Source organism: Armatimonadota bacterium (genome assembly GCA_020354555.1).
GTDB lineage: Bacteria > Armatimonadota > Hebobacteria.
Window position 1 is genome coordinate 646328 of the sequence record CP070648.1, and the last position, 20452, is coordinate 666779.

Annotated in this window: 12 protein-coding genes; 6 read left to right on the top strand and 6 right to left on the bottom strand. The window is 67.0% G+C overall.

Annotated elements, in window-relative coordinates; genetic code table 11:
- Positions 1-930: HEAT repeat domain-containing protein (locus JSV65_02650; protein UCH35270.1), on the top strand; the 930-nt coding region annotated here is incomplete at its 5' end.
- A gap of 332 nt (positions 931-1262) precedes the next feature.
- On the opposite strand, the gene JSV65_02655 is transcribed toward JSV65_02650, so the two are convergent.
- The 6 genes from JSV65_02655 to rpsA form a co-directional block, all read right to left on the bottom strand.
- The gene (locus JSV65_02655) at positions 1263-3251 is read right to left on the bottom strand and encodes a hypothetical protein (GenBank protein UCH35271.1); all 1989 of its coding nucleotides are present in this window, start codon (positions 3249-3251) and stop codon (positions 1263-1265) included.
- 90 nt (positions 3252-3341) lie between these two features.
- Positions 3342-6881, bottom strand: coding sequence for a S8 family serine peptidase (locus JSV65_02660; protein ID UCH35272.1), 3540 nt, complete (start codon positions 6879-6881; stop codon positions 3342-3344).
- A 141-nt stretch (positions 6882-7022) separates the two neighbouring features.
- Complete coding sequence (locus tag JSV65_02665; protein ID UCH35273.1) at positions 7023-11480, bottom strand: Ig-like domain-containing protein; 4458 nt, start codon at positions 11478-11480, stop codon at positions 7023-7025.
- A gap of 171 nt (positions 11481-11651) precedes the next feature.
- Positions 11652-13730 (bottom strand): hypothetical protein, encoded by a 2079-nt coding sequence (locus tag JSV65_02670; protein UCH35274.1) that lies wholly within the window; start codon positions 13728-13730, stop codon positions 11652-11654.
- Positions 13731-14166: 436 nt separating this feature from the next.
- Entirely contained in the window at positions 14167-14778 is a 612-nt protein-coding gene (locus JSV65_02675) for a dephospho-CoA kinase (protein UCH35275.1), read from the bottom strand.
- A gap of 27 nt (positions 14779-14805) precedes the next feature.
- Complete coding sequence (gene rpsA / locus JSV65_02680; protein ID UCH35276.1) at positions 14806-16101, bottom strand: 30S ribosomal protein S1; 1296 nt, start codon at positions 16099-16101, stop codon at positions 14806-14808.
- Positions 16102-17262: 1161 nt separating this feature from the next.
- Here rpsA and rpmH point away from each other — a divergent pair.
- From rpmH to JSV65_02705, 5 genes are all read left to right on the top strand, one after another.
- Positions 17263-17409 carry a 50S ribosomal protein L34 gene (gene rpmH / locus JSV65_02685; protein ID UCH35277.1) on the top strand — a complete coding sequence of 49 codons (147 nt, stop codon included), beginning with the start codon at positions 17263-17265 and terminating at the stop codon, positions 17407-17409.
- Positions 17406-17750, top strand: a complete 345-nt coding sequence (gene rnpA / locus JSV65_02690; GenBank protein ID UCH35278.1) for a ribonuclease P protein component — start codon at positions 17406-17408, stop codon at positions 17748-17750. The genes rpmH and rnpA overlap by 4 nt, the downstream gene beginning before the upstream one ends.
- Positions 17686-17976, top strand: a complete 291-nt coding sequence (gene yidD / locus JSV65_02695) for a membrane protein insertion efficiency factor YidD (GenBank protein UCH35279.1) — start codon at positions 17686-17688, stop codon at positions 17974-17976. The genes rnpA and yidD overlap by 65 nt, the downstream gene beginning before the upstream one ends.
- 26 nt (positions 17977-18002) lie before the next feature.
- Positions 18003-19325 (top strand): YidC/Oxa1 family membrane protein insertase, encoded by a 1323-nt coding sequence (locus JSV65_02700; GenBank protein UCH35280.1) that lies wholly within the window; start codon positions 18003-18005, stop codon positions 19323-19325.
- Between the two features lie 96 nt (positions 19326-19421).
- A complete protein-coding gene (locus JSV65_02705) occupies positions 19422-20216 on the top strand; it encodes a protein jag (protein UCH35281.1) in 795 nt (264 codons plus the stop codon).
- Positions 20217-20452: the final 236 nt, after the last annotated feature.

Sequence of the window (20452 nt, forward strand, 5' to 3'; positions counted from 1 at the left end):
GCGACCGACAGAGCCGATATTCTGATTTCGTGGTTGATCGAGGAGCGCATGGAGCCGAGTGGGACGACGCTAGGCCTGGGAGGAGGAGACATAAACAGCGGGTACATCATGTCCCAGATCATCATGTCTCTGGTTGAACTTGGGGATCCGCTGCTCGTGCTGGAAGTAGCGACGTCGTCGCACCTGGCTTCCGTTGACGACAACGTGCGGGACGCCATGCGGATCACGCTGGGCCTCATGGGGGATGGCGACCAGGCCCGCGAGCTGATGCGTATTCTCGACACGCACGCAGAACCGTATTTCCGCGCTCTCGCAGCGAAGGCCCTTGGGCGTGTGGGTGCGGCCGAAGCCAGACCCAGGCTCAAGCGGGCACTCGAAGACCCATTCACGGTACGCGCTGGCAACTCCGTCAGAGGGCTTTACACAGCCTATCCAGTGCGCGAAGGCGCCGAGACTGCGCTCCGCATGTTGGATGACCCTGCCAGATTTACCCACGCCAAGCAACGCGCCGAGATGTTTGCGCAGCGACTGGATAATGCGCGCAAGCAAGCTATTGCACGTGGAATGTCACCCCCCGCTAGCGGCATAAGGGAAGACATGAGCCGAGTAGCTGCCGCGCAGGAGTCCACGGCTGATCGGCCGGGTGGGAACGAACCCGGCGCCTCGGTTCGCGTTTCACCCTCGTCCACCTCCGGCTCCAGCGCCACTCAGGTCGCTGGAGCGACGAAGTTGCGGGAAGGTAGTCGGGAGGTGGCCTCCGCGCCTTCGGAAGCTGCCCGCCCCGAGCGCACAGCGGAGTGCCGAGTGCTCCTAGCAAGTGGTGGGATCGCGACACTGATCGCCGTCGCCGCCTTGCTCGTGTTCTGGTTGCGGACGATGCGCGGCACTGGTCGTAAGCGTGACGCCTCGGCCGATAGCGCGGCACTCTAGCGGCCGCACGGCGACGGCGACTCGGTGCCGGATGCACAGGAGCCAGCTCTGGGTGGCACTCAAGAGAATGCCATCAACAGCAGGTTGGTCACGCAGGCAAGCATTATAGGTGCGGGGATGGGCGCAAGAGTGCTCGGGAAGTGTGCGATGGTCCCGGTGGAGGAACGACTGGCGCCAATTCCAGAACGGTTCGAATTGGAGTCTGCTCCGGCCGAGTGACAGACAAGAATCCGTCGGCTGTCCTACAGGGCACACAGAGGATAGCTCCACCCGTCCTCACGCCCCGAGCCGCTCGCCCACGATTACGACGGCGCCGACGAGTCCGGGGGGCGTCAGAATCCGCGGGGGGCGAACTCGACCCAGAGCGTCTTGCCGCGGCCGTAGCCGTAGCCGTAGCTGCCGTAGCCGTAGCTCGCCGTCGGGGAGTAACAGAGGAGTGCTTCGTAATCGCCGACGGCGCGGCCGACGGCGATGCGCGAGTTGACGGATTCGGCGGTGCCGAAGCGGGCGAAGCTGCCGCGCAAGTCGACGCGCCACGGCCCCGCGCCGACGGCGGGTCGCTCGATGGGCAAGGCGTAGCTGACGCTGCCCGAGGCGAAGAGACTCTTGCGGTCGAGGCTGTAGCTGGCGTATCCCGAGGCGCGCCAGTCGAGCCCCTTGCCCAGGTAGGCATTGAGGCTGACCTGCTCGCGGCCGTAGGAGCTATAGTACCCGCCGCGCGAGAGGTTGTAGTTGTACGCGAGGGTCGCGCTGCCCAGGCTGCCTAGGCCCTGGCGGACGATGGCCCGGGCATCGAAGGTGGTGCGCTGGCCGCCGATCTGCGCCCAGGTGAACTGCTGGAACAGGTCGAGCGTGGCGCTGGTGCTGTTGCCGATCCTCCAGGCGGGCGGTGCAAGGCCGACGCCGCAGCCCGCGAGGAGGCCGCCGCCGTAGCCATATTGGCCGCCGCCGTAGCCGAGGGTGCCGCTGACATCGTAGGCGAAGCCGGTGCGCCCGACGGGGCGGTCGCGCCAGTGCATGTTGCTATCCACCGACCAACTGGACATGCCCCCGATGGAGCTGCCGAGGGCGATGATGTTGAGGTCGGCGTCGGACAGCCGGCGATTGTAGAACGCGCGCGCGGTGAGCGCTCCCGGGTAATCGGGGTTGTAGCGATAGTAGTTGAAGCCCATGTTGAGGCGGCTGCCGGCATCGAACTCGACCTGATGGTCGAGGCGGACGCTGCGGGTGCTCTCCGTGATGTCGTCGAGGGCGAGCGTCCCCTTGGAGCGCGGGGTGAGGAGGTACTGCTCCTCGACGCCGAGCGACCACCCGCTGCGCCCGTAGCCGTAGCTGCCGCGCGCGCGGCGGCGGATATGGAGCGAGCCGACGTGGGTCTCGTTGGCGGCGTAGTAGAACGGCAGGTCGAGGTTGAGGCCGCCGGTGGAGCTGAGGCTGAAGATCTGATTGAGCAGGCTGCGCTGGCCGCGCAGAGGCGCGACGTAGTAGGGCAAGGAGAAGACGCGCTTCTCCCCGACGTATAGTGTGGCATCGGTGAACTGGATGCGGTCGCGCGGGAACACGACGGCGTCGCGCGCGACGACCCAGGTGTTGGTATCGCCGGTGTCGGTGGGCAGGAAATCGGCGCCGCCGGCGGGCGCGGCCTCGGTGACGCTCAAATCGTCGGCGCTGAACGCGATGCGTTCAATGGAGTCCTTCGCGCTCAAGAGCACGCCGCGGCAGCGCGACACGTGGTAGCAGGCGCGCTCGCCCTCGAGCGTCGCGGCGCCACTGGTCACGCGCACCGCGTGCTGCGCCTTGAGGACGCCGCGGGAGACCTCGTATTGGATGTTGCCCGCCTCGACGACGAGCTTGCCGTGCTCGGCGCGCGCGTGGTCGCTGGCGGTGATGCAGTCGTAATCGGCGCTGTACGCGACGTATCTCCCTGCGACCCGCACCATCGGCGCGGGCTCGGACGGGGCGGGAGCCTTCGCTGCGGCGCCGGTGAACTCGACAGCGACGACCTCGCGCTGGCCGCCGACGATGATGGAGACCTCCGCCGTGCCCGGGGCCGGGCTGGACAGCTCGGCGCGGGCCATGCCCGCAGCGGTGAGGGCGATCTGTGGCTCGACGGTGCCGAGGGTGGTGACGAAGGTGACTTCGGTGCCGTCGGGCGCCGGCGCGCCAAGGGAATCGGTGAGGCGGACGGTGATGGCGCAGGGCTGGTCGCCGTCGGCGCCGAGGCGCTGCGGCTGGGCGTCCACGTCAATGCCGTAGGTGTCAGCGACGGCTGCGGCGGCGGAGAGCAAGATCGCCGCGACGGCCGCGATGCGGATGGTCATGCTCGCGGCGGATCGCGTATATCGCTCTGGCCAGCCCATGCAAGTCATCTCACGCCCGCGCCGCGCAGAGGCGCGGCCGCGGGTCGCCCCCTACTGCGGCATCGCCCAGTAGTCCTGGCGCCCGTTGGGGTACTGGTACGCGAAGTCACGCGCGACCATGAATGTGAAGTCCCAGATATTCCCGTCGTACCCACCAAACTCGTACGCGGTGTAGAGGATCGCCAGATAGGGCCACGGGGTGAACGCGGGCGGCCCAGCCTTCATCCACGGCTCGTAAGCCGGATCCGGCCAGCCGGTGGTTGGGTCAACCGGGGTGAGTTCCCATCCCGACTTCTCGACAGCGACACTGTAGATATCGGCGGGCATGCCGGTCTGGTAGTAATAACCATTCGAGCGTGTCCGGGTATGGAACACGCGACCCGTGGACTGGCCGGTTAACGTCACCGCAACGTCGGGCACGGGGCGGTCCCACTGAGTGCGGATGAGGCCGCTGGCAGCATAGGTCGGCACCGGCGAGCCGCCCCAGAAGTAGAAGGCGGCGATCGTGCCGGTTAATTCGAAAATATTCCACGGGCCGTTCGGAGGGTGCCAACCTTCGACGGAGTCCTCGAGCGCGTTGACCTGGAAGGTGTACCCGCGCTTGCTCACTGATATCCTGTAGTACCCCTCGCGCAGGATCTGGTTGCCCTGAGCGTCCTGGCCGCCGAGGCGGACGAAGCCCTGTGAGTTGGTCTGGCGCGTCTGCACGACGACCCAATCGCCCTCGAAGCGCTCTACCGTCACCGTCGAGCTTGGGATCGGGTTCTTGGCCGGGTCGAGGCTGTACACGTCAATTAAGCTGTACCACAGGGGGCTGATCCAGAAGTTCTGCGAGTTCGCCTCGCGGCTCGGCAAGGCCAGCAGATTGTATGGCGGTGTGATGAAACGGTCGAGGACCTGCTCCGGCTCGATATAGTAGAACCCGGGCTCGAGCCCGGTCACGCGGTAGCGCCCGTCGGCGCCGGTGACTGCCGGGTAGACAGCGAGTATGTCTTCGGCGAAGAATGGCGGATACCGGGAGGCTACCTCATATACGTTGACGGCAATCCCGGGCACTCCCCGCCGGAACTGGTCCCACACGTATCCGCTGATCTGCAGGGTCACGCTGACCGTCGCCGTGAAGTCAACGCCGGTGACGTCCGCCGCGACGATCTCCGGTCGCCGATCAACGGGCGTGAAGGCGTGGTACTCCTTGCTCGGCGTGACGCGATACCTGCCGGGGAGGAGATTGGTGATCTCGTAGGTACCGTCGGCGCGGGTGCCGCCGGTGACCCGGCGGCCGGGGACTGTATTGATCCCCTCCACAGTGACCGCGACGCCGCTGACGGGCCGGTCGCGCACGTCGGTGATGCGCCCCGAGATACTGTAGGTGGTGGCGGTAGTACCGGTCACGACCATGGAGTAGGGCTGCGGGCCCCGGGGGACGTTGTTGCCCCAGATCTGGATGTAATAGTTGCCGACGACGGGCGTGGGAAACTCCAGCCGCTCGACGTTGTTGACGCGGTCGTTGTAGGGTTGGGCGCCGAAGTTCCCGCGGTAGCGCACGCCGCGGGGATCAACGACGACGAGGTTGAGGTCGTTGACCAGGGCTTCGTACACATATGGCGCGCCGGGGTAGTCGGTCCACGCGAGGGTAATGGCAAGCGGTGTGCCGGCGCTGGTGACGACCACGGGGTGGATGTCCACCGCCCCAGTCTCCTGGATCATGCCATAGTCGTGGAAGATGAGGCTGATGCCGGGGTGGATTCTCTCGGGATGGACGCTGGCGCCGATGCTCGGCCGACCCCAGCCCTGGGACTGGTCGGGGCGGGGTTGAATCTCCTGCTTGGGCCCGGTGCCGTACTGGCCGGGAGCCAGATCAACCGCACCGTGGATGAGCGTCGCTTTGATGAGCGATCCGGTGGGTTCGGCGTGGCCGCGGACGACCTCATAGTACTCGCGCACCAGGGCCGCGGCACCGGCGGTGAGGGGAGTCGCCATGCTGGTGCCGCCGCCGTAGAGATACCAGTCGTCGTAGACACCCCAGCCTTCGTCCACGCCGGAGTAGTCGCCGTACTTGCCGCGCGAGCGACAGGAGATGATGTTGGTGCCGGGGGTGACCACATCCGGTTTGATGCGCCCGTCCAGGCACGGCCCGCGGCTGCTGAAGGCGGCCATGCCCGAGGGATCATCTGAGGTGTAGTCCGACGCTATCGGATCCGCGGGGTACCACCACAGCTCGCCCCACGTGAAGTCCGCATACCCGCCCCAGCCGGACAACGGCGGGCGATAGCTCTCGGTGGCGCCGACGGTGACGCAGTTCTTCGCGGTCGCGGGTTGGCCGATGCTCACCGAATCGACCACGCCGTCCGCGTCCCAGTCATATCCATCGTTGCCGGCGGAATAGAGAATGGTCATCTCGGGGCGGCGCCAGAGGTAGTCATCCACGGTGAAAGACTCGTACGTGTACCCACCGAAGTAGTACGACGCACCCCAACTGTTGGTGTGAATGCGCGCCCCCGCGCCGTACGCCCGGTCGAAGAGCTGGCCGTAGTTTGACGGTACGCCGGTAAGCCAGCCGGCGGAATCCATGATCGATTGGAACACGAGCCGCGCCTCGGGCGCCATGCCGGCAAAGGAGCCGGTGTAGTAGGCGCCGGCGGGGTCGGAGCCGGACATCGCCCCGTTACCGAGCACGGAGCCAGCGACATGGGTGCCGTGGCTTCCGGCGGCGACCGGCGGCTCGGTGCTGTCGCTCCAGTCGTTCGGGCGTCCCCAGGCCTGCGCCGCCGCGAGGCGGGGCAGGCCGGCCGCGTCGAGGAAGTCGGGGTGGAGCGTGGCAGGGTTGCCGGTGTCGAGCCCAGTGTCCGCGACCGCAACGATCTGGCTCCCGCCGAAGAGGGAGTAATCCTGCCACACATCAATTCCCCCGGGCAAGCCCGAGACATTGCTGACGTTGAGATAGCGCTGGCCCTGGTCGTTGTGCAACTCCGGGAGCTTGTACTCCTGTATCCAGGCGACCTCCGGGAGCGCGGCCAGATCCGGCACCGCTCCTGCCGGCATGCGCAGACGCACCGCCGGACGCGGCGCCCAGGAGAACCCGACGCACCACAGATTGCGGTCCCTGACGAACTGGCCCACGCGGTCGAGGATCTCACCAGGGTAGAGCTGGACGGTGACGGTCAGGCCGCGCTGCTTGTTCGCGATGAGGCTCTTGCGATACTTCCACTGGGACGGGAAGGGACCGACCCAACGAACGCACGGGAGGTTGGTGACCTGGGTCGCCTCGGCGGCCGTCATGCGAGTGACGAATGCGTAGCGCGGGATGTAGTCCAGCAACACGGCGCCGAGGTCAGCGGCCTGGCGCTTCCAGGCGGACCGCACCGGCCCCTGGAACTGCACGACATAGTAGTTGCGGTCGCTGGAGATGGTGGAGCCCATGGCCGAGGCCTGGGCTGCGCGCGCTGCGACGACGGCGGCGGGCTCGGCGCATTTCGGGTCGAACTGCGCCTCTCCCATGAGGATAGGCGCATAAGGCGCGCCCCAGGCGGCGATGGCGGTTGCCGCCAGCAGGGCCATCACCACGCCCATGCGCCAGGCCCGTGTGTTCATGTTCGGTCCTCCAACCTATCCCCGGCGCAGCCGCGGACGCACGACGGCCCGCGTCCGCGGCGCGTCAGCCCCGCGGTTCATTCCTGCTCAGGCCGTCGCTTGCGCTTCCGGAGATCATTCTGCTCCGGCAGACGCGCAAGCCTACGGCACCACTACGGCGTTGACGTTGACCGCCAGCGTGCCGACTGCGTCCGCATCCGGCGGGCCCTGCGGCGAACCAACGCTGATGGTGAAGTTGGCCGGCGCCGCCGGGTCAATGACGTGGACCGTCATTGTGGTCACCGCTTGGCCGCCGGTGGTGAACGCCGGATCGGGGTTATAGTCCACCGAGGCGATGTTCTCGTCCGGATCCTGGACCTCGAAGAACACCGGATTGTCGTCCTGGACCGGGTTTCCAAATTCATCGAACACGTGGGCGAGAACGGTAACCGTCATCTCCGGGAAGACGGTGGTCTCGGGCGGGTCGAGGGTCAACTCGATGGTGCCAGACGGCCCCGCCGCCCCGACGTACTGGTAGACTGGCCAGGTGTCCCAGTAGGTGTCGATGATACTCGGCACATAGACGTTAACGTCCAGCAGGGCCGCCGTGACCTGATCGGGGAAACTGGTTACGGTCGCCGAGGCCTCGGCACCGCAGTACTTGACACCGCTATAGGTATGGTACATCGTCGTCGTCGTCGATACCGTGGCGACGACGGTGCTGCCGATGGTGAAGGTGAATGTGAGGGGCACGCCGGACGGCAGCGGGTTGTTGTTCTGATCGGCGAGGATCGCAGTTGCCCAGATCGGATCCCCCGCCTTCGGGACGAGGTTCGGCTGTTCGGCAAGGTTGCTGCTGCCGGTCGTGCGCAGCCGCCAGTCGCCGCCGAAGTCGGTCCACAGGTCGGTGTCATTGGCGCTGCCATCCCAGTTATAGGCGGCGATGTTGCCGCAGAAGATCTGGTATTCCGGTCCGGCGGTGGCCGGGCCGGCCGGGTTGCCTGCGTAGGAGGTGATGCTCGCCCAGCCGGGCCGGTAGGTGGCTTTGTTAGTGGCATCGAGGAAGCTGCCCGTGACCAGAGTCGCCTCGGCCAAGCCGTCCTCGGTGAGGGCTGAGCCATCGACCTGCCCGATATCGGTGTGGAAGAAGACCGGGGTGCCGTCAACCACCGGGTTGCCGTGCTTGTCGGTAACCCGTGCATAGACAGTGGCGGTCGGCGAGGCGCCGCTCGGGCTGGTGGTGCCGTTGGTCGCCGGCATGACGCCATTCGGCGCCAGGATGACCATCGAGACGTTCTGCGCTAGGCCTGAGGTCAGGGTCAGCGTGACAAACCCTGTGGCCCCACCCGACTTCGCGACGACGCTCGCGGTGCCAGCGGTAATGCCGGCGGTGAAGGTCGTGGTGGCGTCGCCGTTCTCGTCGGTGACGATGCGGTCCTCAGCCAGCGTGCCGAGATCCGTGTAGATGTCCACGCTGACACCGACCTTCGGCTTGCCTTCGTTATCCTGCACGCGGACGATGATGTCGGCCTGATCCTGGCCGTTGGCCTGGAGCGTGGCCGGGGAGGCGACGACGCTGATAACGGTATTCACCGGCGCGGTGAACTGCACCTCGGTGGAGCCGCTGACGAGGGCAGCGGTGCCGGTTATCGTCGCGGTACCGGTCTGTGTGGGTGCGGTCAGGAACACCGTCACCAGGCCGCCGATGGTGCGGCCGCTGGTCTGCAACGTGCCGCTGTCCACGAACTTCCCTTTGCTGGTGACGAATTCGACCAAGGTCCCGTCAGCCACGGGGCGGTAGCCTCCGGCGCTCGGGTCGGGGACGTTGGTGCGCACGTCGGCGACGATCTTGGACACGCTGCGCCCATCGGCGGGTATGCTCAGCGGCTCAGCGGTCAGGGTGATGCGGTACGGCGGATCCGTGTAGGTCACGACCGTGCTGCCGAGCATCTCCGGCGGGCCATCCCATACGCCGTCGTCGTTGATGTCAAGCCATGCCCAGACGACGTCCGAATCGCCGTTGACGAGGTCGGGCGCGCTAATCAGGGTGGAGTACGCGACGCCGTCCTGCGTGAGGGCGCGCTCGCGGCCGGCCGCGATGGTGGCTCCGGTCGTGCTCAGGCTGTCGCCGCCCTCGAAGCCGAAGCGAATGACGGTGCCGTCCTGCACGGGCATGCCGTTGGCGAACTTGGCGGTGGCCGTGATGAGGGCCGTACTGCCGAGCCCGCCTGCCGGTATGACGTGGGGATCCACGCTCACGGTCACGCGCGGAGCGCCGACGAATTGCACGGTCACTTGCGCGGCGGGCGTTCCGGCGGGAGCGCCGACCGCGGTCGCCGTGACGGTGCACGGTCCGGTGGCGGTCCCGGCGCTGGTCAGGGTGGTCACGGCCGTGCCGTCGGCGCCGGTCACCGCGCTCGTCGGGCTGACAATGCCGATGGTCGGCGCCAGGCTGGCGAACTGAACCGTGACGTCGGGCATACCCCCGCCGCCCTGGTCGAGGACGGCGGCGGTTAGGGTGGTGCTGCTCTGGCCGTCGGCCGCGAGCATGGTGTATTCGGCCGCGAGGGTTACCGCTGCTATCTGGCGCGCGAGGAGGGTGATGTTCATAGTAACGGCGTCCACGCCCTCGCACAGCACGGTGACTTCGGGATTGGCGCTCGGATCGGTCCCGGCCTGGAAGCGCACGGCGGTCTTGCCGTTGGCGTCGGTGATGACTCTGAGACCCGCGGGCACCGCCGTCGCGGGGTAGTCGGGATGCGGCACGAGCGTGCCGCCGTTCACGGTCAGCGAGAACACGATCTCGATGCCCGCCACCGGGTTATCCGCGGCATCGCGCGCAAAGGCATAGAGGTCCACGGTGCTGACGCCGTTTGCGACGACTGCCGGATTCGGCGGCGACGTCAGCAGGTAGGCCGGCGGATTGCTCGGGCTGATGGGCGACGGGACGGCGGGGATGCGGTCGCTTTCGACGACCGGGCTGCCCGCGATGCTCGCCACCGCGTAGGTGTAGCTACCCGGATCGAGCGGTGAATCGGTATAAGTTGTGACGGTGCTGCCGACCTGGGCGATCTGCGCCCCGTTGCGAAAGACGCGATAGCCCGTGGCGTCGGGGCTGGCGGTCCACGTCAGGACGACCGCAGCGATGCGAGGTTCCGCGCGCACGTCGCTGGGGGGCATCGGTGTGCCCGGAGTGAACACCTGGCGCAATGACGCGCCGACACGCCCGTTGACGCCGGTCGCCGCGGTCACCGCGCCGACGGCGTAGAAATACGTCGTGCCGCCGACCACATTCATGTCATTGAACGTCAGGGTGCCCGCAGCGGGCGCGAGTTCCGTCCTCAGGGTGCTGCTGTCCCACGGCCCGTCGGCGGAAGTGCTGCGATAGAGGCGGTAGGAGTCAATGAAGGGCTCGGGGTTCTCGGCCCACTGGACTTCCACGGCGCCGACGCCGTTGCGGGCGGTGGGCATCGCCGGAGCGGTGGGCCACGCCGGGCCGACCTCGACGATGCCGACGGCGCCGCGGAGTTGCTCGTAGTAGTTATAGAAGTCCACCGGCGTTGATTCAGACCCGCCGACGACGGCGCTCATCCGGTAGGCGTAGAGCGTACCCGTATTGGCCGATATGTCGGTATAGATGCGGTCGGACCTGCCGACGTTTGCGAGCAGGGAGTATCCGCTCGCCTGCCGAGTGAGGCGGACGCGGCTTTGCGGGGCGCGTCGTACGCGTCCGGCGCGGGAGGCGCCCATCTCGGCGCGGTAGATATTGAAGCTCGTGATGCTCGTGGCGGTCGGCGCAACCTCCCACGACAACTCGACGGCGTCGGCAGTCGGGATGGCTGTGGCGGAGGACACGATGCCGGGCTGCACGACCGGCGGAGCCGCACCGCCGCCGCCGTCGCTGGCGAGGGCGATGACAGCCGCGGCGGCGAGCAGCGCGCCGATCGTCTGCCAGGTCTTGTCCTTCTTTTTCCCGATCGCGGGGGCGGCCGGCCGCTCCCGCGGGGCGGCAACGATACTCACGCCCAGCACTTGCTGCACGACCTGGGTCACGGCGTCGTCAATGGCCTCCGTCATCAGCGGGCCCTCGCCGGCGTCGAAGCCGACCTTGGCGGCGCTCTTACCGGTGAGGGCGACGGTGCTGACCTGTTCGGCGGCGAGGTCAAGCTTCTGGATCGAGAGGCCGATAGTGACCTGCTTGCCCGCCTCGTCCCAGGTGTACTCGTCAATGCTGCCCCAGAGGACGATATCGGCGCCGAGGGCGCGGCCGATGCGCTCGGCCTGCGAGCGATTAGCGGGAGGGACGATATCGAGGTCGCCGGGATCGAGTGTCATCTCGACATCCATCGCCCTGCGGACTGCGGGCGAGGAGGGGCGAAGGTTGATGAGGCTCGCCCGATCGGACGCGGCGAGGGTGAGTTGGAGCGCCTGATGGACGCGTCCGGCGAGTTCATCGCCGCCGACTTCCGTGTTATTGGCCAGAGGTAGGGCGACGACTTTGACCCGCCCCGCGGGGGCCGCGGCGACGGTGGGAGCCGGCCCGAGTATCGGCACGGCCACCGCAAGGATGAGCCCGAAGACTAGGACGGTGACAACCCTGCCCGTCGTGAGCTTTCTCATCCGTTCAATCCTCCGCTGCTTGATATCACCCAGCGCAGGGCCGAGGCCCAGCCCCGGCCCGGCTCGTTGTGTTGCTCGCTATCGCCCGGCGGGCGGCGGCGTGCCGCCGCAGCCCGCCTCTCAGCGTGTGTCAGCGGGTCCGGCCCGTGTATCAGGCCGCCCGGAACGGTGTTACCGAGATAGTGGCCCGAGGACGCGTATGCGCCTGGGCGCGCGTCCGTCGGCGGCAGTGCCCGTGGTCACGCCCGGCGTGTAGGTAAAGGTGGAGCTGGCCGGCCGCCCCCACACGTAGCCCTGATCCTGTGGATAGACCTCCGCGATGCCGGGGATGGCGCGCGGGGCAACGGGATCGCGCGAATTGCGCGCCCCGACGCGCCAGCGCAGGGCCATGGTGCCGACAGTGGGCGGCGGGAAGCTCTGGGCGACATTGAGTGTCAGCGAGAGCTGCGTGCCCTCGGGCGCCTCGGCCTCATAGGCCGTAAAGGTCTTGGTGTTGACCGGCAGGAAGAACGCGTCGCGGCTGATCTGCAGTATGTACTCGTCGGCGCCCGCAACCGCGTTCCATGAGAAGATGACTTCAGTAAGGTCATCGACCTCACCACCCGCGGTGGGCGTAACAAGTTCCGGCGGCGCGACGTAGGTGGCGACGCTAGAGGCGCCGGTGTACGGCGACTCCTTGAGCACCCAGGTGCGCTCGGGCGCCTCCTGGCGGGCGGCAGCCACCTGGCGGAAGACGTCGAGCTTCGACGGCGCGGACGGCGAGTCATCCGCTCCGAATATGATGGTGCCCCCTTCTTCCTCGCCGCCTTCTTCTTCCTCGCCGCCTTCTTCTTCGCCGCCTTCTTCCTCTTCGCCGCCTGGTGACGGGCCGAACTGCACGTCGGCGACGATGGCGACCACGCGATAGACATACTGCTGGCCGGCGGTCGGGGGAATCACAGCGATAGCGCGCACGTAGCTGCTGCCGAGGGCGCCGCCGCCGCCCAGCACTGGATCATTGCCGGAATCCCAGTCGGCGTAGCTGAACGCCGTCAACACGCCTGTGGTTGCGTCAATGGTGGCGCTGACCGTCTGAGATAGGCCGGCAAATTGGTCCTCTTCGTCAATGAAGAATAGGCCGCCGCCTACGGGGTCGGAACCAACGGCCGGCTTGACCCATCTGATCTGGTCGTTGCGCCATATCTCGTAAGCGCGGACGTTGCGCCACTGGTGTCCCGCAGGGCTCCAGGTGACGAGAACGCCTTCGCGCGCGCCGGTGGGGTCGGTCAGGGCGCTGGCCTGAACGCCGGCGACCGGTTCATCGCCGGGGCTGCTCTTGGACAGGGTGAAGAAGATACCGGCCGCAGCGGCGAGGCTGAGCAGTGTGTTATTGAGCTTAGCCTTGGCCTTGGGGCGGCGCGCTGCGGCGGGCCTGGCGGCGGCGGAGGGCGGCGCGAACACGGGGATTGCGGTGTCGCCCACGGTGACGCCGCGGTAATTCGCGGTGATACTGGCGGTGGCATAGGTCGGCTCGACGTCCACGACGCGCAGGCGCCCGACTTTCTCGCCGAAGCGCATGACCACCAGTTCCATGCCCTCGACGAGGCCGGAGCGGCTGCCGGCGTTGAGGTAGGCGTCGCTCGGGGTGGCGCTGAGGATGGTGGCGTGGGGCATCTCGTAGCTGATCATGGTGCGGACGGCGTGATAGGTCGCCACGGTCAGCGCTTCATCGACCAGCGCGTCGTCGGCGGCGGTGTAGCCCGGCTTCGGGCTTGAGCCCTCGGTCACGCGCGCGCCGTTGACGTACTCGCCGGATTCGACACTGAGCAGACCGACGGTGATATCCACGACGGCAATGCGTCCCTGATTGACTTGCTCGAAGTGGATGTCGTTAAGGGTGCCGGAGGCAACGTAGGGAACTTCCAGTTCCTCGCCGAGGCGCGCCTGGGCGACTTTGCCCATGGGGACGGAGAAGCCGAGGCGAGCGAGGGCCTCGTCAACCTCGGCCCGCTGCAAGGGTTCGAAGTCATCGGACTCGCTCATGGCGAGCACCAACGCGTCGGCGGCGCTGCTGCCGAGGGCGTCGCCGCCGTAGCCGCTGCGGTTGACGAAGTCCAGGACCGCGACTGGAGCCGACTCGGCGGAAGCGAGGGATTCCTGCGCCCGCACCGCGGCCGACTGCATGCTCAGAACGGCCACGCCGATGGCGATCGCGCAAATCACGAGGGCCGCCGTAACGATACGACCCCGGCCGACGCTCATGGTGCCCATGTGACCTTGCTCCTCTCTTCAGCGGAGAACTGTTTGTTCGGCACTGCTCGCGGCAATCGAGTGGACGCCATTCAGGCTTGGGCGCAGTAGTAGCGTAGGTGCCATGGAGAACCGCTCGCAGCAGTAGGATAAACCCGCGAAGTGCCCTTTGGCAAGACGAGATGATCGCAATGGATATGCAAGTGCGGGGAGACGCATTCTGCGGCGCATCCTCGCGTGCCTCCGATTCCTAAACGCCGTCACGTCGCACAAGTCCACAGCGGCGGCACATTTTACCACAGCGGCAGGCCATTGTAAACCTGCGTGCGCTCGCCGCACCAGGCCCACGCGCCGACTCCGCGAACGGTCGCGTTGCCGCAGATGTGCTGAGGTTCACTCGGCGACCCGGCCGCGACCGTTAGACGACTGCGGACCTCGGCGCGTTCCCCGTAGAGGCCTACGTTCGCGCCCGCCCAATCAGCCACTGCCAGAGTTTCGCCGCCTGCTCGGCGGTCTCCTCTATGGTGCCGGAGGCGTCAAGCACAAAATCGGCACGCCGGCTCTTCTCATCCGCAGGGGCTTGCGCAGCGACGCGCGCCTCGGCCTCGTGCAGGGCAAGCCCGTCTCTCGCCATGAGCCGTCGCACCTGCTCCGCGGCGGGCGCGACGACCGCGGCCACGACGTCGACTTCGCCCTCGGCGCCGGCCTCGTAGAGCAGTGGGATCAAGGCAACAGCGACCGCGGGCGGCTGCGGGCCGCGCCTCAGCGCGTCGAGTCGGCGGCGCAACTCTGCCCGAATGCTGGGATGAGTAATCTGCTCAAGCCAGCGGCGGGAGCGCTCATCGCGAAAAACGAGAGACCCCAGACGCTTGCGGTCCAGGGTCCCCTGTGGAGTGAGTATTTCCGGCCCGAAGGCCCGTGCTATCTCTTGCAATGCCGGGGTTCCCGGCTTGGTCACCTCGCGCGCGATGTCGTCGGTGTCAATGACGGCCGCGCCTTTGTCGCGGAGCATGTCAGCGACGGTGGTTTTGCCGCTGGCGATGCCCCCGGTCAGACCGACAACGATCATACCCCCAGTTTCGCCGTGATGAAGCGGTTATTCCTCCTCTTCCCGCTGTGAAAAGACATCGCCGACCAGGTCGGCCACGGTAACGCGCCCCGCGTCCTTCTGTTGATCCATGTAGTCGCGGAGCTGCTTGCGTTCCTTGTCCTGCTGGACGTGGCGGATGCTCAAGGTCATCCTGCGCTCGGGCGGGCGCATGGCGATGATCTTCGTCTGCACCTCCTGGTCCACCGCGAGCGACTCCTCGGCCTTGGCGCCCCTGCCCACCTCGGAGTTGGGGATGATGGCCTCGATGCCGCCCTCCAATTGGACGAAGGCGCCGAAGGGCACGACGCGCGTGACGCGTCCGGTCACGATGTCGCCGACGCTGTAGTGCTCCGCGACGTGCTGCCATGGGTCGGGGAGGATCTGCTTGAGGCCGAGCGAGACCTTGCCCGCGTCGCGGTCGAACTTCAGGATGAGGACTTCGATTTTCTCGCCCGGCTTGACGACGTCGGACGGATGCCGCACGCGCGACCACGACATCTCCGTCACATGCAGCAGCCCGTCTATGCCACCGAGGTCAACGAAGGCGCCGTAATCCGTCACCCGGCGCACGACGCCCTTGCGCACCTGGCCTTCTTCGAGCGCCGCCAGCGTCTTCTCGCGCTTCTCCTTCCGCTCTTCTTCGACGGCGAGCCGGTGCGAGACGACGACGCGCTTGCGCGCCCGGTCGACCTCGACGATCTTCATCTTCAAGGATTGTCCCACGAACCGATCGAGGGCGCGCACGTTGCGGGTCGCGACGTGCGAGGCGGGGAGGAACCCCCGCAGCCCAAGGTCCACCACCAGGCCGCCCTTGACGCGGTCGGTCACCATCGCCGACACGGTTCCGCCGTGCTCGTACGCCTTGATGACGCCGCGCCACACGTTCTCGTAGTCGGCCTTGCGCTTCGACAGCAGCAAGCCGCCCTCCGCGGTCTCGGTTCTGACCACATAGACGTCTATGCGATCGCCGACGGCCAACTGCTGTGAGGGCTCGCCCCGCTCCCCGGCCAGGTCCGATTGTGGGATCAACCCCTCGGACTTGGTGCCCACATCCACGAGCACCCCCTGGTCGTCCACATGCACCACGAGGCCGCTGACGATATCGCCGGACTTCAGGGGCGAGATGGCGGAGTCGTAATGGGGCTCGTGAGGCGAAGACGGTGGGGCATCATCCGTCTGAGCGTTCTCGTCGGCGGCGGGGGAAGCTCCCTGCTCGCCGGCTTGAGCCTGCGCTTCAGGCTCGTCACTGTCCTGTGCAGCCGTCTCGTCGCCGAGCGGCTGCTGCTCGTTAGACCAAGACATGATTGTCTCCTAACGCGGTGTACGCGTTTGCGGCAGGCGCACGCCGATCGGCGCTGCGCGATGCCCTTGATGGTCCGGGCGCATGGCGGGCCTGACTTGGCGCGCACTCCGCGACGCCCTTGGTATTCCCCCCACACGTATTAGTTAAACTCATTCAGGGCCACACACGGTCGCCCGGCTTCTCGCCCATGCGCGACGACAGCGGCGCGCCGTGCCGGCGTAGTCGCGGGCGAATGGTTATGTCGCCGTCACAGTGCGATCTCGCGCCGGACCTCGGGCGCTCGCGGCGCGAGACGGCCGCCGGCATGCGCGGCCGGCGACAGACCGATTATTCCACAACCCGCAGTTGGTTGGGCGCGTCAGGTGCAGTCGCGAGGGCTGGCTCGGGTGCAGGGGCGACGGGGTTCCAGGCAGTCGGGGCCCCGGTAGTGGATTAGTGCCTGATTGCTTGCTCGACCGCAGGGTCGCTAGAGCAGACGCGGTATTATGCTGTTAGCCTGTATTATTCATACCTAATGGAATCTCGGCTATGAGAGAAGCGGCCGCGATTCCTCCGCGATCCCGCTGTGCGGGATTCCGGAGTGACGCCAGGCCTCACCCGGATTCGCGAAAGTAATCCTTCGGCCTGCGGGCCTTGCGGTAGCACGCGAATCCCGTTAGGTCGGCGGTATCGTCCTTGCGTGAGCCATAGCCGCTGCCGGCGGATAATCATAGAGTCTCGGGTATTACCGGGGCACCGGTAATGCCCGCAGACTCTTCCGGACGAGGTTCGGTCGGGAGGAGCGCTACCATCCCTTGCGTTCTCGCCTAATGCACGAACCTCGGCATATCGCGCCGCGCGCGATTCCGGAGCGCGGCTTGACCGCGCCAATGACTGCCGAGGCGGGCGGTCTGCCCGAAGCTTGCGCTCGTCATGAATAATCCGGGGCAGAAGCGCAACGTCAAGCGCCATTTGTCGCGATACGCGGTATCGCAGCAAACCTCTGCACTATGGATTCCGCGCCAGCGGCGGGATTCCTTCTCGGGCGCACCACTTGCCGTGCGGCAACGCGTGGGGGCTAAAGCGCGCCGGCAGGACGCGAACGGGCCCTCGTGCGGGGCGCACTTGCTGGGGGCGCGGGATGTATGCTATACTACCGGCGAACGTGGAGGGCGGACTGAGTGAAGAGGACATATCAACCCAAGCGGCGACGCCGCAAGCGGGTTCACGGATTCCTGCGCCGCATGCGCACTCCGAGCGGTAGAAGGGTGTTGAGAAAACGGCGCCAGAAAGGTCGCACTCGACTGACCGTCGGCCCCGGCAGGTGACGCGGCTGCACGGGCAGTCCGATTTTCGGCGGGTTATGGAGCGCGGCGAGCGGCACAGCGATCATTTGCTTGCGCTGCGTGCCCTGAGGCGGGAGGCGGATGGGGGCCCCGATGCGGCGCGCGTGGCGGTTTCCGTGGGCAAGCGGTTCGGGAATGCGGTGGCGCGCAACCGTGTGCGCCGCCGGGTGCGGGAGTGTACCCGAAGCGCGCTGTCCGACACCCAAGGCGCGTGGGATCTGATCTTCATGCCGCGGGCTGCGGCCCGCGCGACCACATATGATCAACTGCGAGAATCAGTCTCACGCCTGCTGCGGCGGGCGGGAATCTGCGGTGGCGAGTGACGCCGTCCGGGGGGCCGCGGCGCGCAGCGCTGTGGCGGTGTTGAGATGCTACCAGCGCTGGATATCGCCGGTGCTCCCGCCGACGTGCCGTTTCCACCCGAGTTGTTCCGAGTACGCTCGCGAAGCGATTGCGAAATACGGCTTTGCCCGCGGCGGGTGGTTGGCGTTGAAGCGCCTGTGCCGGTGTCATGCGCTGCACCCCGGCGGCTTCGATCCGGTGCAGTGAGCGCGCGTCACCAGACGAGATAATACGTGAAATCACTTCGTTGCCACATCAAGATCAAGCCCGGGGTTGTCGTCATCGCCCTGGTCGTGGGCCTGGGCGGCCTCGTGGCCGGCGGGTGCATGGGACGCCCGCAGCGGCCGCTTCCCACCGGCAAGATCGAAGAGCTTGGGGTGATGCTCGAAAGCGTGGACCGGGCGAGCGACCAAAGCGTTCGTGACCAACGTCACAAGTGGGATGACGAGCTGCGCCAGTTGACGTCGACCCCAAAGCCCGACCCCGTGAAGAAGGCGAGTCTGGAGTTCGCCATCGGGTACGCCTTCGAGTGCGAGGAGCAGTACCGCGAGGCGATCGACAGCTACGCAGCTGCCGCAAAAGGGCCGCTGCAGGTGCAAGCCCGCTTCCGCATCGGCGAGATCGAACTGTTGGGCCGGCGAGAGCGTAAGGCTGCGGTAGGGGCGTACAGCCAGGCGGCGATGGCGATGCCGGAGGTGCGGGTGTGGGTGCGCACGGCGCCGGAGACGGCGCGGCCGGTGGTGGCGGAGGGGTTGGAGTGGCCCTCGGTGCTGGCGTCGGCCGGCGGGGGCAGCCTGCGAATGGAGTCGGCGGCGAAGGCGGCACAGATGCGCCTCGACCTGCTCCAGCGCGGGGACTGGCGCTACCAGGCGATATCACGCTTCGTGAACCTGCTGGGCGGCGACCATCGTTACTCGCACGCGCTGGCGCTCCTGCTCATCGCGGTCATCGTGAAACTCGTAACGACCCCCCTGACCAGTTCATCCTTCCGCTCCATTCGCGCGATGCAGAGCCTGCAGCCCCTGATTAAGGAATTACAGGAGAAGCACAAGGGGGACCGGCAGGCGATGGCCGCCGAGCAAATGCGGCTGTTCAAGAAGCACAAGATCAACCCCCTGGGCGGCTGCCTGCCGATGCTGATACAGATGCCGATCCTGATCGGGGTGTACCAGGGGATACGCTTCTACATCTACCAACTGGCGAACGCGAAGTTCCTGTGGATCAGTAACCTGGCGCTGGCAGACACGCCGCTGCTGATCATGTACGCGCTGAGCCTGTACGTGTCGCAGAAGCTGACGGCGATGCCGCAGGCGGACCCGCAGCAGCAGCAAATGCAGAACACGATGACGATCATGATGCCGCTGATGTTGACCGTGCTGTTCGCGTCGCTGCCGGCGGCGTTCATACTTTACTGGTTCTTCTACAACATCTTGATTACCGCCCACCAGTACTACCTGATGCGTCAGCCTCCGCCGGCCTTGGCGCCGGCCAAGGAGGGCGGCGAGGGGCCGCCGGGCAAGGGCAAGGGGCGTCCGCGGCGCAAGCGGAGGAAGTAGCGGATAACGGCGCGCCTCGGCACCGGCAGGGCGGCACCGGTCGTCGGCCGGTGATGATCGCCACCGAGCGCGCGCGAACGTCGGGGGATATCGTACATGGTATCGATCGAGAAGACGGCGAAGACGGCTGAGGAAGCTATCGAACTGGCGCTAGCGGAGCTCGGCGTACCGCGCGACCGCGTCGAGGTGGAGGTGCTGGAGGAAGGGCGGGCTCTGTTCGGCATCCTGGGGTCAGCGCAGGCGCGGGTGCGGGTGACGGCGGAAACGACGATTGGCGAGCGGGCGTCGCAGGTGTTGGCGGAGATGTTGCAGCACATGGGCCTGGAGGCGACGCCCGAGGTGACGGAGGAAGACGACACGCAGGCGATCATAGACATTCGCGGCGAAGACCTCGGCCTCCTCATCGGCAAGCACGGGCAGACGCTGGCTGCGGTTCAGCATCTGGTGGGCTTGATGGCCAATCGGGGCGAGGAGAACCGCAAGCGCATCATCCTGGACGCGGAGGGCTATCGCGAACGGCGCGAGGAGTCGCTGCGTCACCTCGCCATCGCGTCGGCGCGCAAGGCCAAGCAATCGGGAGAGGCGATCACCCTCGATCCGCTGCTGCCGCACGAGCGCAGAATCATCCACACCACGCTCGCGGATGATGCCGACGTCATGACGCGCAGCGTCGGCGAAGATCCGACGCGGCGCATTGTCATCGAGCCGCGCGGCGGCCGGTCCGGGGATTCCCGGCGACGCGAGCAGCCCGCGTTCGAGGAGCCTGAGGGGGAGGAACAATCCACCGCCGCCACGGACGGGTTCGACGCCGAGCGGGACCGGCCGGCCGCCGACAGCGCCGGAACAGAGGACGACGACGGCGAGATGCCCTCGGGCGAGCAGGAATCGTAGGAACGCGCGCAGCCCATTCCGACAGCGGGAGCCGAGCGGCAGGCGATGCTCCCTGTTGCTCCGTGCTTCGTGAGTGAGCAGGCGGGCGCGCCTGTGAAGCTGTCCCTCAACCGCTCCGGCGACGGCGAGATTCCTCGCGTCGCGCCTCGCCTACGCTCAGTGCTCCGCTCTGAATGACCTTTTCGGGGCCAGCGAATCGCGAGCGAGCCGATTATGAGAGGGTCTCGTGTGTCTTC